At 69.4% G+C, this 15,870-nt stretch carries 17 protein-coding genes and 2 pseudogenes; 17 read left to right on the top strand and 2 right to left on the bottom strand.

The genetic code is table 11. The annotated features are described in order from the left end of the window. The first annotated feature begins 46 nt into the window (after positions 1-46). The 6 genes and pseudogenes from ACQP03_RS22855 (at position 47) to ACQP03_RS22830 (ending at position 6,169) form a co-directional block, all read left to right on the top strand. Complete coding sequence (locus tag ACQP03_RS22855; RefSeq protein WP_433458316.1) at positions 47-1,414, top strand: DNA-processing protein DprA; 1,368 nt, start codon at positions 47-49, stop codon at positions 1,412-1,414. Positions 1,415-1,601: 187 nt separating this feature from the next. Beyond that, a complete protein-coding gene (locus ACQP03_RS22850) occupies positions 1,602-2,117 on the top strand; it encodes a hypothetical protein (RefSeq protein ID WP_357171009.1) in 516 nt (171 codons plus the stop codon). A gap of 238 nt (positions 2,118-2,355) precedes the next feature. Then, entirely contained in the window at positions 2,356-3,435 is a 1,080-nt protein-coding gene (locus tag ACQP03_RS22845; protein WP_357171011.1) for a GGDEF domain-containing protein, read from the top strand. A 5-nt stretch (positions 3,436-3,440) separates the two neighbouring features. Beyond that, positions 3,441-4,097: a hypothetical protein gene (locus ACQP03_RS22840; RefSeq protein WP_357171013.1), complete on the top strand. Its 657-nt coding sequence runs from the start codon at positions 3,441-3,443 to the stop codon at positions 4,095-4,097. A gap of 110 nt (positions 4,098-4,207) precedes the next feature. Beyond that, positions 4,208-5,252 (top strand): annotated as a pseudogene (locus ACQP03_RS22835) (IS630 family transposase). Between the two features lie 62 nt (positions 5,253-5,314). After that, entirely contained in the window at positions 5,315-6,169 is an 855-nt protein-coding gene (locus ACQP03_RS22830) for a hypothetical protein (RefSeq protein WP_357171015.1), read from the top strand. A gap of 35 nt (positions 6,170-6,204) precedes the next feature. On the opposite strand, the pseudogene ACQP03_RS22825 reads toward ACQP03_RS22830, so the two are convergent. Further along, positions 6,205-6,345, bottom strand: a pseudogene (locus ACQP03_RS22825) (IS630 family transposase); the annotation flags it as partial. A gap of 585 nt (positions 6,346-6,930) precedes the next feature. Here ACQP03_RS22825 and ACQP03_RS22820 point away from each other — a divergent pair. From ACQP03_RS22820 to ACQP03_RS22805, 4 genes are all read left to right on the top strand, one after another. Then, positions 6,931-7,398 carry a hypothetical protein gene (locus ACQP03_RS22820; RefSeq protein ID WP_357171017.1) on the top strand — a complete coding sequence of 156 codons (468 nt, stop codon included), beginning with the start codon at positions 6,931-6,933 and terminating at the stop codon, positions 7,396-7,398. A 157-nt stretch (positions 7,399-7,555) separates the two neighbouring features. Then, positions 7,556-7,915, top strand: a complete 360-nt coding sequence (locus ACQP03_RS22815) for a hypothetical protein (protein ID WP_357171019.1) — start codon at positions 7,556-7,558, stop codon at positions 7,913-7,915. Beyond that, positions 7,915-8,232, top strand: a complete 318-nt coding sequence (locus ACQP03_RS22810) for a hypothetical protein (protein ID WP_357171021.1) — start codon at positions 7,915-7,917, stop codon at positions 8,230-8,232. The genes ACQP03_RS22815 and ACQP03_RS22810 overlap by 1 nt, the downstream gene beginning before the upstream one ends. Before the next feature lie 170 nt (positions 8,233-8,402). Next, a complete protein-coding gene (locus ACQP03_RS22805) occupies positions 8,403-9,152 on the top strand; it encodes a hypothetical protein (protein ID WP_357171023.1) in 750 nt (249 codons plus the stop codon). Between the two features lie 17 nt (positions 9,153-9,169). Here the strand turns inward: ACQP03_RS22805 and ACQP03_RS22800 are convergent, their stop codons facing one another. Beyond that, positions 9,170-9,769: a hypothetical protein gene (locus ACQP03_RS22800; RefSeq protein WP_357171025.1), complete on the bottom strand. Its 600-nt coding sequence runs from the start codon at positions 9,767-9,769 to the stop codon at positions 9,170-9,172. A gap of 150 nt (positions 9,770-9,919) precedes the next feature. Between ACQP03_RS22800 and ACQP03_RS22795 the strand changes: the two genes are divergently transcribed. From ACQP03_RS22795 to ACQP03_RS22765, 7 genes are all read left to right on the top strand, one after another. Beyond that, a complete protein-coding gene (locus tag ACQP03_RS22795; RefSeq protein WP_357171027.1) occupies positions 9,920-10,555 on the top strand; it encodes a hypothetical protein in 636 nt (211 codons plus the stop codon). 111 nt (positions 10,556-10,666) lie between these two features. After that, positions 10,667-11,212, top strand: a complete 546-nt coding sequence (locus ACQP03_RS22790) for a hypothetical protein (protein ID WP_357171029.1) — start codon at positions 10,667-10,669, stop codon at positions 11,210-11,212. Between the two features lie 557 nt (positions 11,213-11,769). After that, entirely contained in the window at positions 11,770-12,276 is a 507-nt protein-coding gene (locus ACQP03_RS22785; RefSeq protein ID WP_357171031.1) for a hypothetical protein, read from the top strand. 197 nt (positions 12,277-12,473) lie between these two features. Further along, positions 12,474-13,466, top strand: a complete 993-nt coding sequence (locus ACQP03_RS22780; protein WP_357171033.1) for a DUF4192 domain-containing protein — start codon at positions 12,474-12,476, stop codon at positions 13,464-13,466. Beyond that, the gene (locus tag ACQP03_RS22775; RefSeq protein ID WP_357171035.1) at positions 13,463-13,777 is read left to right on the top strand and encodes a hypothetical protein; all 315 of its coding nucleotides are present in this window, start codon (positions 13,463-13,465) and stop codon (positions 13,775-13,777) included. The genes ACQP03_RS22780 and ACQP03_RS22775 overlap by 4 nt, the downstream gene beginning before the upstream one ends. Then, positions 13,750-14,154, top strand: a complete 405-nt coding sequence (locus ACQP03_RS22770; RefSeq protein WP_357171037.1) for a hypothetical protein — start codon at positions 13,750-13,752, stop codon at positions 14,152-14,154. The genes ACQP03_RS22775 and ACQP03_RS22770 overlap by 28 nt, the downstream gene beginning before the upstream one ends. Positions 14,155-14,566: 412 nt before the next feature. Next, the gene (locus ACQP03_RS22765) at positions 14,567-15,694 is read left to right on the top strand and encodes a DUF932 domain-containing protein (protein WP_357171039.1); all 1,128 of its coding nucleotides are present in this window, start codon (positions 14,567-14,569) and stop codon (positions 15,692-15,694) included. The last annotated feature ends 176 nt before the right edge of the window (positions 15,695-15,870 follow it).

The following is a 15,870-nucleotide window of genomic DNA, read 5'->3' as shown; positions in this document are numbered from 1 at the left end:
AGGGGTACCTAGGGGTCCGCGAATCGCCTCTTGCAGCGTGCCTGTGATGGGGATTCGGCACGGTCCCGGCCGGTCGTGCCGTCGTCAAGCCGCCCGCCGACGCCCCACGTTCGGATCTGGGCCGCCCGGCTTGCTGCGCCGCGCCGGGGCGCTTCGCTCGGCCACAGATCCTCGGCGCGGGGGCTGCCGGTCTGGCTTGACCCCGGCGGCGCCCGGCCGGGCCTGTCGTGCTCGTCCCCATCCCGACGGCACGCCCAACGGCGGTCGCCGGGATCACCCGAACGTTGGGAGCCGAGCGATGTCCACCGATGATCACGTTTTCCGAAGCGTTCGAGCGGCGCTGTCGCTGTACGTGGGCGGTGCCCTGCCCGAAGACCTGCACGGGACCGCCGAAGCCCATGGTCTACCAACAGACGGGTGGGTCTTCCCGGCGGAGTCAGCCACGATCTCGGACGCCGGCCGTGATCTGCCGACCGATCTCCTCACCCTCGGTGGGCTTCTGCTCGATCAGGCGCGACAGGCCGGGGTCACGCAGTTGGTGCCCGGTGACCCTGGTTGGCCGGCTGGCACCGGCTGCGATCTGCTGCCGTGCTTGTGGGTGATAGGTGATGCTGACGTCGCCGGTCTGCTGCGCGAGGCGATCACGGTCACCGGCGCGGCGGGTGGGACGGCGTACGGCAAGCAGGCCGCGACCGACATGGCCTACGCCCTCGCGACCTACGGCTGGACCGTCACGGCCGGCGCCGCCGCTGGTATCGACGCTCACGCCGCGCTGGCCGCGCGTGCCGCCGGACGCCCCGTGCTGCTGGTCGCGGCCAATGGCCTGGACCAGCCCCACCCTGCCGAGTTGGCCGCGCTGCTCCAGGATGTTGCGGAGCACGGTGCGGTGGTCACCGCGTTCCCGCCGGGATGCCCGCGAAGTCGGGCGCGGTGGGCGGTGCAGGAGCGGCTCCTCGGCTCGATCACCAGGGCCACGGTGGTCGTCGAGGCCAGGGTCACCAGCCGGGCGTTGCTGACCGCCCAGGCCGCGGCCCAGACCGGTCGGATCGTCTGCGCGGTACCGGGCCCCATCACGTCCGCATGGTCGGCGGGCTGTCACCGGTTGATCGCCGGTGGCAGCGCCCGGTTGGTCATCCTCGCCGCCGATGTCATCGCGGCCATCGACCCGCCGGTTGTCCCCGACAACTCGGAGCAGCCGTTGTTTCAGATCACCGGTACCGCGTCGTGGGATGAGGGCCGTTGGCACAGCCGGCAGGTGCCGGAGTTCCTTGTCCGGGCCGCATCGCACCGAGACGCCGCCGACCGCGGGTTCGAGGTGGTCTTCGCGGCGAACCCACACGCGTACGCGACCTTCGACGCTGGGGTCGTCGGACCCGGCGGGGTGTACCAGGCAATCCAGATCACCACCGGCTGACCACCACGCGCATCCCGCGCGCCTCCCAAAGGTGGCAGGCCAACGATGCCTCCCACCTCGCCCGTCCTTCCCCCCGGAGGAGAGCGGCCTGCCGGCCGCGCGGTGACAGTGCCCTGCGCCCCGGACCGGTCACCACCTCCCGGCCTCGCGAACACCCCTCGAATCACAGCCCTCACAGGAGGAATCCGTGTTCCTGCCCGATATCAACGAGTTGCAAGACCTGCTCACTCCGCTGTTCCAGGCGATGGAATGGGCGGAGGAAGAGATCGAAGCGGCGCGACGCAGACACCGCTACGCCGCCGACCGTATCTGGGACAGTTTCCTGCTGCTCACGCCGACACACGACCTGATGAGCCGTTCGGAGGCTGTGTACCGGTCGCATTGCCGGGAACTGCTCGACCGGGTAGCAAGGCGGGAAGACACCCGATCGGGCACCGCCGCTGAGTGCTGCATCGCCCTGTGCGAAACCAGCCTGCGGGCACCGCTGCACACCAGCGCCGCTGGCCTCTACGCCCGCATGTGGACACTCGCCCAACTGCCGCCGATCGAGATGACCGACAGCGGCGTGCACTACGAAGCCCTGGAAGGCTCGTCGATCGACCAGCAGGAAGCATGGCTTCGCCAAAAGCTGCGCCAGCAGTCGCGGATAACAGCCACCAGCAGTGCCGCCGGAGCCGTGCCACGTGAGGCAGCAGCGGCCTGACGAGCCTTGTCGTCACGGCCCCTTCACTCTGATTACCGTCTTTGCGCGGCGTACGGGAACTGATTACCCGATGACCTCGAAGGTCCGCAGCGCGACTCGCAAGCCGTGTGACTGGCCCGTCCGCCGGAGCGCCATAGCCCATTCGGCACCACGAAGATCCGTCGCGGTTCGCCGCGTCCCGATCGCTGTTCCTCAGCCCGCCTGATGGCGGGCTTTTTGCGTTTCTGGGAGACCCCTCATGTCCGCTACCGCCATCGCCGTCATCGCGGCCATCGCCACCGCCGAAGTCCTCCAAGCCGTCGCTGTCGGCCTCAAACTGCGGCACCTGCACACGCGTATCGCGACCATCGCCGCGACCGCCGGCCGGGACTACCTCACCGGCATCGCCGGACGGCGCGGCCTGCACGACGCCCACCGCGACATGACCATCGCCGGCACCCCGCCCGGGGTCCTGCTCCTCGATTTGACCCTGTTCAAGGACGTCAACGACACCGGCGACGACCTCCTGTCCGCCGTCGCTGCCCGCCTGCACACCGTCGCCACCGCCCTGCACGGGCTCGCCGGGCGTCTCGGCGGCGACGAGTTCGTCCTACTCCTCCCGCACGCCACCACCAGCCCGCAACTCCTGGACGCCGCCGCCTCGGTCCAGCAAGCCCTCGCCGAACCCATCACCATCGACGGGGCACCCGAGCCGCTACAGGTGACCTGCGTGATCGGGTTGGCCCCGCCAACCGCGACACCCGTTCCGGGCACACCGTTCCGGGCCGCCGACATCGCCCTCTACCACGCCCGCCACCACCGGCAGACCCACGCCGTTTACCACCCGGGCATGACCTACCCCACCGCCGCCGACCGGCACGGTGCCCGCCTGCGTGACCAGCGACCCGCGCCGCCCGTCGCCGTCTTCGACACCACCAGGTTTCAGCACCTGGCCGCCGGGGATGTCTCCAGCGCCATCGCGCACCCGGACGACATCGCCGAGCTGAACGGCATCCTGGAGGTACTCGACCCGGGCAGTCGTGACTTCGGCACCGACGTCCACGACCTGCTCGCCCGATGCGTCGACCACGGCGCAATGCGCTACCGGGACCCGATCAGCGACGTCAGCGTCCACCCGACCACCGTTGGTGAGGCCCGTGATGGTGGGTTCCTCCTCCTGGTCCGCATCGACAACGCGGTCACCGTCGCCTCCGACCAGATCCACCCACGCATGTTCCACCAGCGCCCGCGTCCGGCGGACCTCGTGCTCACGGAGATCGCGGAGACCGTCTGCCGGGTCTATGACACCTACCGTGCCTACACGTTCACCCCGCGGTGACCGCGATGAGCGACACCGCGCTGCCACACCTGACGGCGTGGTGCCAGCGGTGGCACCAGGGCCGCCACAGTTGGGTCCACCGCCGCCACGGTGGCTTCAACGCCCGCCGCTACCACACCGTCGAGTTACCCGAAGCCGAGGCGAAACGCTACGTCCTTCGGCATCATTACGCCCACAGTTGGCCATCGGCGCGGATGCGGTTCGGCATGGTCGACCGACACGACGGCAGCCTGTGCGGGGTGCTGGTCCTCGGCGTTCCCGTGCACCAGCACGTCCTGACCCGCCCGTTCCCAGACCTCGAGCCCTACACCGAATCATTGGATCTTGCGCGGCTCGTCCTAGGTGATGTGCCCGCGAACGGCGAATCGTGGTTCACCACAGCCGCTCTACGAATGGCGGCCGAACGCGGAGCACGCGGAGTGGTCGCGTTCGCCGACCCCATCCCTCGGATCCAGCATACGCCCGACGGTCCCGTGACCATCAGCCCCGGGCACGCCGGCACGATCTACCAGGCATGTTCGGCGATCTACACCGGCCTGGCCACACCCCGATCGCTGATCATGCTCCCGAACGCCACCGTTCTCAACGCACGGGCGGTCGCCAAGCTCGTCGGGAATGAGCGTGGTGCGCGCGGTGTCGTCGCCCGCCTGCTAGTGCGTTGACCACGAACGTTCACCGGGTCGGCGACACACCGGGACATGTCCGCCGGTAGCTGCTGATCAAGGCTCACTCTCAACGCGGTGATGTTGGTTGTTGAGAGTGAGGTGACGGGTTGGCCGAGCCGGTCAGGGCACGGCGGTTGACGCAGGACGAGGGCCGCAAGCTGCAGCAACTCGTCCGTAGAGGCAAGCACGACTCGGTCCGGGTGCGTCGGGCGTTGATCATCATGGCGTCGGCGTCAGGAACACCGGTCCCGGCGATCGCTGCGCTGATCGCTGGGCATGAGGACACCGTCCGCGACGTGATCCACGCGTTCAACGAGATCGGTCTTCGCGCACTCGACCCTCAGTGGGCGGGAGGCCGTCCCCGCCGGATCAGTGACGACGATGAGGCGTTCATCGTCGCGACGGCCAAGGGCCGCCCGGACGGTCATCGTCGGCCGGGAACGGCTGCGGCAGATCCTGCGCCGTAACGACGTCAGCTGGCAGCGGACCCGCACCTGGAAGGAATCGAAGGACCCGGACTTCGACGCCAAACTCGACCGAATCGAGGAAGTGACGAGCAAGTTCCCGGCCCGCTGTTTCGCGTTCGACCAGTTCGGGCCGTTGTCGGTCCGTCCGCACCACGGCCGAGGCTGGGCACCGCAGTCGCACCCGGAGCGGCTGCCCGCGACGTATCACCGCACGCACGGCATCCGCTACTTCCACGGCTGCTACAGCCTCGGCGACGACCAGCTCTGGGGAGTGAACCGGCGACGCAAAGGCGCAGATCACACCTTGTCCGCGCTGAAATCGATCCGCAAAACGCGGCCGGACGGCGCCCCGATCTAAGTCATCATGGACAACCTGTCCACGAACAAAACGCCGGCCATCCGAGCCTGGGCAGCTCGCAACAAGGTCGAGCTGTGCCTGACCCCCACCAGCGCGTCCTGGGCGAACCCGATCGAGGCGCAGTTCGGGCCGCTACGCATGTTCACGATGGCGAACTCGAACCACCCGAACCACACCGTCCCGGCCCGCAAGCTGCAGCAATATCTGCTCTGGCGCAACGCCAACACCCGCCACCCTGACGTCCTGACCGCGCAACGCCGCGAACGAGCCCGCGTCCGCAGCGAACGCCAGCAACACGGGGGACGCCCCCGAGCCAAGGCCGCTTGACCAGTCAGACCCGGTGAACGTTCACGGCCAACACACTAGATGGGGCCGGATACGGTGGGCTGGTGCGGCGATGGATGGCAGTGGGCGCGGCTCTGGCGCTGTGCGTGGCAGGTGTGGCCGGCTGTACGAGCGACGCGGAGAAGGCGGCCGGGGCCAAGAAGCAGGTTCTGGCCGCGGTCAAGGGCCTGGCCGGGGTGGAGAGTCTGGACGTCCGGACCGGCAAGGCTCGGGACGGGATCCTGGTGCACGCCGACGTGGCGATCCGCCCCGCCACCGGGAACGTCGCCACTGCGGTGAAACAGCTGCGGGCGGCGCTGATGCGGGCCGACGGCGTCAGCGCGCTCACGTTGATGCTGGTGGTGCGGCGCGGGAGCGCCGAGCACGACGGGCGGTGGTACGACGGCACGGCCGCGCGCGACGCCTTCGACCGGCAGGCTGACATGTGGGGGCAGACCATCGACTCCGGCAGCTTTCACCGGGTGCTGGCGATGCAGCAGTCCACGACCCAGTTCATGGTTTCCGTCCAGGGGTGGGACGGCGCCGCCGCCGCCCGCCCGGCCGCCACCGCGGTATACCGGAACCTCGTCGCGGCCGGGGCCGCCGCTGGGATGACGGCCGACCGGCTGACCCTCAGCGCCCACCCCACCGAGCAGATGCAGGTGGACAGCAACGGCGGCGCCGCCCTGACCGAGCCGGTCCTGGTCGCGGCGGACCAGCTCGCGAAGCTCGACGGCGTCACGGCGGTGACCGCCTCGGGCGGCCCGTCGGCGCCGCGCCTACGGTTCCGGGTCTATCCCAGGGGGACTTCGCTGACCTCCGCGCAACGGGATCGGGTGCTCGGCACGCTGCGGTCGGCCGGGGTGCTCACCGCGGACCTGCAGGTGCGCGCGGGCAACGGGCCGGTCATCTGGCCCTAGTGTGTTGGCCGTGAACGTTCACCGGGTCTGACTGGTCAAGCGGCCTTGGCTCGGGGGCGTCCCCCGTGTTGCTGGCGTTCGCTGCGGACGCGGGCTCGTTCGCGGCGTTGCGCGGTCAGGACGTCAGGGTGGCGGGTGTTGGCGTTGCGCCAGAGCAGATATTGCTGCAGCTTGCGGCCCTCGTCCTGCGTCAACCGCCGTGCCCTGACCGGCTCGGCCAACCCGTCACCTCACTCTCAACAACCAACATCACCGCGTTGAGAGTGAGCCTTGATCAGCAGCTACCGGCGGACATGTCCCGGTGTGTCGCCGACCCGGTGAACGTTCGTGGTCAACGCACTAGCTCTCGGCGCACCACCTCCCACCGAGGACCAACCTCCGCGCCGGTGGCTCACCATGACGCTCGCCGTCATCGGGGCCACGACCGTCCGGCATCCGGGTAACCACCGGTACCTGATGCGGCTGGGCTCACCGGCCCAGCGGCGGCGTACTCGTATCGACCTGTCCGCCCACCGTTACCCCAAGCGTCACCGGCCGGGCCGACAGATCCGGACTGCCTTGCCGCGTTGGGTCCGGCGCCCATTGTCGGTCGGCGCTGAAAACACCGAACCTGCCGAGATCACCGGCGGCCGGGTGCGAAGGCAGGCCCGCGCTGTTTGCTTTCCGCGTCGACGGCCCTCGCAACCCTGCGGTGACGCCCTCGCTGGACGGCTCCTAGCTGTGACACCGGAGCTACCCGAACGTTTTAGGAGTTGCGAACCATGTACGACGACGGCATCGACGACATCGAGTTCCCGCAGGCCGTGTGCATTAACACCCAGCCGCACGCGAAGCACCGGATCGCCGGAACGTGGCGCGATCAGTGTCCCGGCCTCGAAGAGGAGGTGCGCGACATTCCCGCCACGGCGCAGGAACGCGACGTACCCGCGTTCACGCCCATCCGCGTGGACCAGGCCGACCCGGGGGCGGTCGTCCTCGGCACCGTCGACCACGCGGGAATGGTCCACACTTTCTACTGCGAGCGGGGGCCATACGCCGGCCTCACCCGCACGCTCGCCACCCGCCACGCCGGCACAGCCGGCTGGTGGCGGCTCACCTTCAACGACGGATACCAGAGCGAACACCTCGGGTTCGAGCTACTCGCCGTCACCGGGCAGGCCCCGGCCGGAACCGTGACGGACCAGACCGCCACCGACAACGATGACCAGGAACGGGGGACGGTGCTGTGAACGTTCAGCGCACCGCTTATCACGGTCTCAAGCGCCCGGACCGGCGTAGACGGCGTGCCTGGGTTGGGGACTCGGCACGGTCCCGGCCGGTCGGGGCCCGGCACGGCATCGATGTGCGTGATGCACACGGTGCTACTGCTCGGTTACTGTCACCGCCATGAGCGACAAGGTTCGCCAGAAACAGCAACGCGACGCCCAACTCGAGGCGGACCGGATTCGCCTTCTGCTGCGACGCCACGGCGGGCGTGACTACGACGCCTTCCACGAGGACGAGCACTACGAAGGCGGCTTCGAGATCCAGGTCGCGAAGGACGGCGGCCCGCACTACGTGGGCGGTTTCCACTACGACCCGTTCCGTGTGTGGCCGCCGTTGATGCGTCAGCACGCGAAGACGCTGACCGAGCACGGATACCAGGTGAAGGTCGTCTCTCACTACGACGACGGGGAGATTCTAGAAGTCCGAGCCCCTGCGAAGCCGCCGCGCGGCGGCTGGCTGCGGGCGCTGTTTCGGGGCTGATGCTGATTCGCGCAGCCGGATCATGCGGTGATCGCCGCGGCCCGGGTGCGCCCGACGGCGCGGAGCTCGTCGACCGGATTCGCGCCACGATCGCCCACCCGGTGCACGCCGCCGCGCTCGCGGTCGCCCTGTTCACCGGCCAGAGTCCGGACGAGGTCGGCGCCTGGCCGATCCACGCCCTCGCTGACGGGGCCGCCGTGCTGCGCTCCGCGCCACTGACCAGCCGCGCCGACTACACCGTGCCCCCGGCGGCGCGGCCGCTGCTGGCCGCGGCCCGCACCTTCGAGCAGCTGCGCGGCGCCCGCTCGTCCGGATGACTGCGACGCGCTGGCGTCGGCCAGCACTTCCGGCTTCTCGTCGCCTCCGCCGCGGCGTGCGGCATCGCGCTACCGGTACGCGGACCCGCCGACGACGGTCAGCCGTGGCACCGGCGGGCCGAGTGCTGGTGGGTCGGCACCCCGCTGCACGGACAGGACGGAACCCCACCATGACCTGGACGCTGAATTACCCGCTGATCCGAGCCCGGGCCTCCGAGATCGGCATCGCCGAGGTCACCTTCCGGCAGCTGACCGGGCTACGCCTGGCCGACCTGCACGAAACCCTCGAGCACCACCGCGACGTCTCGCTCGCCCTGCTCGCCCGCCTCGGCGAGGTCCTCGACCTCGGCATCGCCGACCTCGTGCTCGACACCGACACCACCGCGCCGGCGTCACCCGCGGCCGCGACGCCCGGCGACGCACAACTGCTGCTGGCGCTGCTGCTCAGCTACGGAGTCCTCACCGTCGACCAGCTTCTCGACCTGCTCGGCTGGACCCGCGAGCGGCTGCACACCGCGACCACCGCAGGCCAAGAACTGCTCGCCGGCGGACCGATGCGGCTGGCCGTCACCGACCAGCACCTCGCCTGCCTGATCCACCCCGGCGCGGTGCCCGACGACATCCGCGCCCGGTTCACCGACAGCCAGCGGCTACTCGCCCCGCTGACCGGCCACGAAGCCCACGAAGTTCTGCGCCTGGTCCACGAGCACGTGCTGCGCCCCTTCGGCGACCAGCACGGCAACGGCCCGGCCGACCTGCTCAGCGCGCTCGCCGACCGCGACCTGGTCACCGACGTGGTCCCCGACGTCGACCAGCCGCACCGCGTAACCGCCCGCCCGCATCCCGACGTGCTGCTCGCCCTGCGGCTCACTGAAACACCCGCAGCCGCGGACCCGGTCGACCGGTCAGGTTCTTCCTAGCCTCGCAGGGTTTGTCGTCAGCGCCACTGCCACCAGCGCTGAGGCTGATCAGCGCCCGCTTCAACTCGTTCCCTGATCGCCGCCAGCAACTCGTCCAGCAGGCGCCCGCGGATGTCGTCGGCGAACTGGGTGGCGGCCGCCGAAAGTTCGGCCGCCTGCCGGTCGGCTTCGGCCCTGAGCTCTGCGTCGTCAGGGTTACTGCCGAGTTGCTGGACCACCGCGAACCGGCTGACGCTCAAGGCCTTCTGCCGCGCCCGGAAACCGTGATCGTCGGGCAGGCTGTCGTACCAATCCACGGTCATTGCCTGCCGCCAGAACGGCAGCGCCGAGTCGGGCAGCGGCGCCAGCCGGTGCTGGTAGCGCTGCAGGCGGGATGGGGAGAACTCGACCTCGTGGAGGACTTGCTTTTCGTCGAGGTCGTCGAGCACACCGCGCAGAATTTCCAACTCGAACTGTCGCCGGCGTTCGGCAGGGATCTCCTGCCGCGCCCTGGTGGCCTCCCTTTGCGCCCGGTAGGCCAACCAGAGCGCAAGGACTCCCAGGACGCCGACCAGGAGTTGGACCCAGTCCATCCAGTCGTGAACGACGTCGACTTTCTGCACCGCTGCGGAGATCACCCGCACAGGGTAGGTGCCGACCGCTCGACCGCCATCCCGAAGTGGAGCCCTCGACAGGGTGCATTTGCGCTCGCAGCGAAGCAGACAAACCCGCCCTGGACAGCCTCCCAAACGCGGAACTGTCACACCTTGGCTCTACGCTCCAGCGCCGTGAATACCACTCTTACCGTCGCCGCAGTCGTGGTCAGCGTCGCGGCCCTGATCGTGTCCTGGGTATATGGCGCTCGAAGCGCCGCGGCCTCGCAACGATCCGCCGATGCATCGGAGACTTCCGCGGTCCACGCCAAGGCCTCCGCGGAGTCGGCCGCCAAGGTCGCGCAGGTCGAACTCGACCGCGATCATGAGTTCTACCGTCCGGGCGACCCGGACGCGACTTTCGTCATCGAGCGCAACCCTCGCACCGGTGAGGAAAACCTGTTCTTCACCTTCATCCCGAAGCACTCGTATCGGATCCTCGGCGACACGGTGCAAGGCAACAGCAGGTCAACGCTCTCAATGAACGGCATGACCCACGTCGCCGGCAAGCCGGTACGGGTGTTCGTGGACGTGCTGCGGCCGCACCGCGACACCTCTTTGGTCGAGGAACTGAAGCTGCGGTTCTACCCGCCTCATCCGGTCGACAAGGATATGGACCAGTGGACGTGCCGGTGCGGGAGACCGACGAGTTCCTCAGAAGCCGCACACTGGACCTGGACCGTCCCAGTGACGACTCCAAAGCGGGTATCGCCGCCGATTCCTGCCGCGATGCAGGACGAGAATGACCGGCTCGGCTACAACACTTTCTGATGTTCGTTCTAGCTCTTCGGCTCGGGCGAGGCGCCAGCGACGTTGACCTTGTCCCCGCCCAGTAGCGGCGCGTCCGCCGGCCCTTCAAGTGGGGGCAATCCACTTGGGGCGGTGGTCATCCCCGGCCGATCCGGGAACCACTTGATCAGCGTGTATGTGGATGTGGATGGGTTTCAACCCGTCTTCGCCCGTCTCGGCAAGGCGCTCCGAGAGGCCGACGCTGGCGCCGGCGGGGATGGCGCGGCGGCTGGCTGGCTGGCGGTGGACGACCGGTTGCGTTCCGACATGCTGAGCGAGGTCGTGGTGGTGCGCTACTCGACCGGTCCGCTGCGATCGGTCTGGCCGTTGCTGGTCCTTGTGCCGCTCGGTCAGGTCGGCGACGAGCGGATCGATCCCGAGCTGCCGACGCTGCCGATGACCGCGGTCAGCGATGGCGACGGGGTACGGGTCGAGGTTCCGGACGGCGACGTGAGGTTGACCTCGTTCGTGATGATCGACGGCACCGGACAGCGCAGGCTGCCGAGCCGGGAGCACGTGACCGAGGATGTGGTCAGGTTGACATGGAGCCTTCCGTTGCGGGGTCCGGTCGTGGCCGTCGCGATCGAGAGGAGCGGGACCGGTTTGCGGGTGGGTGCCGCTGCCGCCACTGTCGGTTGACGACAAAGGTGGTGACGTCGGCAGCCGCTATCGCTTGATCAGGCGTAGCCGTGATCCGCGCCCTCGCTACCCCCGCCGAGGTGACACACCGTAGTCGCGGGCGAGCCGCCTGGTGGGGCCAGTTCAGGCCGCCACGCCACCACCCCGACGATCTCCGGTGGGGCCAGCTTGCGCCGCCCCGGTGGGGCCGATCGAGCGAGACCGTCAGAACCACACGATGCCCCATCGCGTGTCTTCCTCTGTCGCGGGTGGCGAACCGATCGCGGCCGCGCGGTGCCGTGCTGTCCTTCCCGCGCGTTTACCGTCCCGGCCCTTGTCCGGCAAAGGGCGCTTCCGTCCGCACCGGTCACCGACGTACCTGTTCGCTGGTCGGGCGTTGGCGCGGGTGACCGGTGCTGGCCGGGGCCCTTGCCTGCCTGCGGGCATCCGGGCCGGTACGCGGCGGGAGTCAGCGCGTCCCCGGCGGCTTCACCGTCGTCGGGGTACGCGATCGTGCGACTCCCGAAGAGGTGTCCCATGCGATCTGCCCTGTCCCCGTTTCCGCTGGTCGGTGCCCGATGAGTGCCTTCGAGGTTCCCAACGTGCACATCGACGCGATGCTCACCGCCGGTCTTCGCTTCGCCGAGACGGGCTACCCACTGTCCTGGTACTGGCCGAGCCCCACCGCGACGTCAGATCGGGGCAGTTGGACGTCGTCGGAGTCGCAGCTGGAGTCCGTCCAGCGCCGCCGCGATCTGACGCTACCAACCGCGGGTCGGGTCGGTGCGATGTTGTTGGCGGAGAACCGGGCCAGCGTGAACCACCGGTACGCCGAAGACGAGATCGAGGAGCCGTACCTGTTCACCTGGCTTCCGGGAACTCCGGACCCGATCGTGGTCCTCAAGGCGCTGTCTTGCTACGAGTACCAGTCGTGTGAGCACCCGGGTTGGCGTGGCAGTGAGGCGTACCAGTTCTGCAACGCCCTACGCCGGCAGGCCATCGGCCGGCTGCCCAGGTACTCCGACGCCCCGTGGGTCATCGAGGACACCGATGTGTTTCTGACGGCCGGGGCCCGGGACCGCTGACCCCCGATCGCCGACGGAAACCGCCGAACCCCCAGGCGCTGGTGCGCGCCTTCTGCTTGCGCGGCCCCTCGCCACTGGCGCGTCGGCGCCTGAATCGGCGTCGACGCGCCAGCGCGGGCAACGACCCCGCCGGGTTCGCCACGACGTCCTCACTGCGACAGCCGCCGACCCGGGGCAGAGCCCTGCGCGGTTCGCTCGTGGCTTCTCGTCGCTTCTTCCTTTTCTCCTGCGACCTGACGGAGTTCCTCACCATGCCCGAGAACCGATTCCCGTTTCAGATGCGGACCCCCGAGGATTTGCTCGGGCTGGTGCCGTACCTGCTTGGCTATCACCCGGCGGACAGCCTGGTGGTGCTGTTCGTCCAGGCCGACCACGAGATCCAGGCAGCCGCCCGTCACGATCTGACCGCGCCTGCCACCCACGTCACCGACACGGTCCGTACCGTCGCCGCCCGGGGGAATTCCCAGTCCCTGATCGTCGTCGGTTACGGTCCGCTGAGCGCGTCCGGCGCGGTCGCGGCAGTGGCCGCTGACCTGGCACGTCACGTGCCCGTGGCGGAGGCGTTCCTGGTCGCTGTCGGGCACTACTTCTGCCTCGGGTGCCCCTGTGACGCCTCGGGTGGGGTGGTGTTCGATCCGACGGCCACCGCGACGGCGGCGCGGGCCGCGTTTCACGGCATCGTCGCCCTACCTGACCGGTCCCACCTGCTCGCGCTCGCCAAGCCCGACCCGGTCGAACAAGCCGCGGTCGGTGCGGAGATCGCCGCTATCCGCAGCAGGGGCTACCCGGAGCAGGCGAAGCTGGCCTTCTTCATGGATGTGGCCGGCGACGGGTTCCGGCTCACCACCGCACAGGTCGCCGAACTGGGTGTGCTGCTGCGCGACAAGCGGCTACGCGCACGGGCGTGGAAGGCCACGTCGGGGCGAATGTGGCAGCGCGATCTGTGGCTCGACATGACCCGCCGGATGCCCGACGCCTACGTCACCGGGCCGGGGAGCCTGGCCGCGTGGTGTGCGTGGATGCGCGGCGAGGAGGCGATCGCCCACGCCGCGGCTCGCCGTGTCCTGACGGTCAACCCTGTAGACCGGCTGACTTTGCTCATCGCCGCGGCGCTCGACGCGCACATCCCCGGCTTCACCGTCGGCGCGTGGCCACCCGCCACGACCTCGACCGGAGGGGAGCGGCAATGAGCGCCGTGCTGGCCGTCACCGGCGACCCGAACATTCGCGAGCACCTGCACGCCTACGCCGATCTGCTCAGCACACCGAAACTCGCGTCGATGCCCACCACCCCCGAATTGATCGTCGCGTCGGCGAACCGCGGATGGCGGGCCTGGGAACCGGTGTACGCCGTGTTCCTCGCCGAGGAGCAGGAGCTGATCGGCTTCGGCTTCACCCGCTTCCACGCCCAGGTCCATGCGTGGCAGCACCAGACCGCACGCCGCAGCGAACTCCTCCCGGAAGGAGGAGTCGCGTGCGTCGTGTCCGGAAGGCATCCGTGATCCGCCTACCGATCACCCTCTACCGCGCCGGCACCCGTGGCGCTCCGTGGCACGTCGACCTCCGGCTCGACGGCCACACCGGGTTCAACCCGTTCACCTGCGAAGCACTAACCGAGGCCGACGCCAGACGCGACCTCACTCGCCTGGTCGCCGAGACGTTGTCCCGCGTGCAGCAGCGATCGGTCGTCGTCATCGGTGGCGAGGGCCAGTACGCCGATTCCGTTCACGTCATCAATCCCGAGCCCGGCGGCTGGGCTGTACACGTCATCCGCCAAGGGCGCTGCACCACCATCTGGCGAGGGGACTACACCCGCACCGACGCCCTCCAACAGGTGCTCGACCACGTCGGCGGCGAACCGAGCGTCATCTCGCTCTGATGACCGTCGCTCGATCCTTACCTCAACCGTCCTCCGGCTGACGCGAACGACACATCACCCTGCTCCCACTCAGGGCTTGCCGGGTTCCGGCCCTTCCCCGGGGTGCTGGGTGCGAGGACCGACGCTCCCGCCGCCGCTGGCCGCCGTCAAGCCCCGCCCACGCCGGGGCGGGAGACGATCTCGGCCTGCCGGCCGTGATCGTCTCCCGCCTGTTTCCGGCTTGTCGGGGCTGTGACGTCGTCGGCGCGACCGGCGGGTAGCTGTCCTCGTGCCCCAGCCCCCACCGGGGAGGCCGGGCGCACCACCGCCCGTCCCGACGCGCGCTGTGGCCTTTATCAAGCCACGTTCGGCCACGAGGACGGGCGGCCTCTCTTTCCCCTCACTGTTGTAAGGAGTGCTTTGTGTGTCTCCGATGATCACTGTGCCGGCCAACCGGAATCTGGAACTCGACCAGCTCCGCCGCATGCTCGCTGACCAGTCCACCCGCGTGGTGGATGTGAAGGCCGGGGCCGGGCGGATGCGCGCTGTCGGCGGGAAACTGGTCCTCGACGGTACCGAGCCGCAACTCGGCCCGGACGGGGTGACGATGACCGCCGGCACGTACGCCCCGAACGATGTGGCCAACACCGGCCTGGCCGACAAGCTCGGTATCCCCGTCGCTTACCTGCGGCGGTTGGCCGCCGAGCACCCGGATCTGTGGGACGACAACGTCAACGGGTGGCTGCAGCGCGACCACCGCACGTTCCTGGTCCGCTGCCTGCGCGGTAACACCGGCGGCGGTGTGGCCCGGGCGGTGCTGTCGGACCGGTACGCCCGCATCGACAACCTTGACGTCCTCTTCGCCGCCCTCGACGGGATCCGCCAAGCCGGTGTCCATGTGCGGTTCGCTGGCTGTGACCTGACTGACCGGCGCATGTATCTGCGGGTCTACTCACCGCAGGTGCAGGTGGCCGCGCCCCGGCTGTTGGACCGCTACCGGTCGCCGTTCGACGGCCGCGCCGGTGCCGACCTGCCGATCGTGTCGGCCGGTTTCCTGATCCGCAACTCCGAAACCGGCTGTGGGGCGTTCTCTATCGCCCCGTGGGTGCGGTTCGAGGTGTGCCGCAACGGCATGACCCTGCGCCGTGACGCCCTGCGCCGGACGCACGTCGGGTCCCGGATGACCGCTGACGACGGGGTGGTCACCGCGTCGGAGGCGACGAATCGCAAGACCCTGGAGCTGATCACGTCGCGGACCACGGACGCGGTGACCGCGTTCCTCGACCCTGACTACATCGCGCAGGCGCTGCGGGGGTTGGAAGCCGCGGCGGGCACTCCGATCACCGACCCGAACACCACGCTGAAGGTGGTCGGGCAGCAGTTGCGGTATACCGAGGAGCAGCAGCAGAGCATCCTCGCGCACTTCATCGCCGGCGCGGACCTGTCCGCGGGCGGGGTGATGCACGCCGTCACGTCGGTGGCGCAAACTCTGACCGACGCCGACGCGGCGCACGAACTGGAGTCCACCGCCATCCAGGCGATGCACCTAGCCGCTGCCTGAGAGCGGCTGAGCTGTTCGGGTCTCGCGAACCGATTCTGCCGCTCGCCTGAGGCGGGATGCCCGGGGTGCGGTTGCTGGCCCTCGATCCTGGCCGACCGCGGCTGGCCCCGCAAGGCCCACCCCGTCTCAACCGTGCCCGGCTGCGTGGATACGGCCGGGGGTGGGTCTTGCGGGGC

The organism is Micromonospora sp. CA-248212, assembly GCF_050948405.1.
GTDB lineage: Bacteria > Actinomycetota > Actinomycetes > Mycobacteriales > Micromonosporaceae > Micromonospora.
This window is presented reverse-complemented; position numbering and strand designations above follow the sequence as displayed.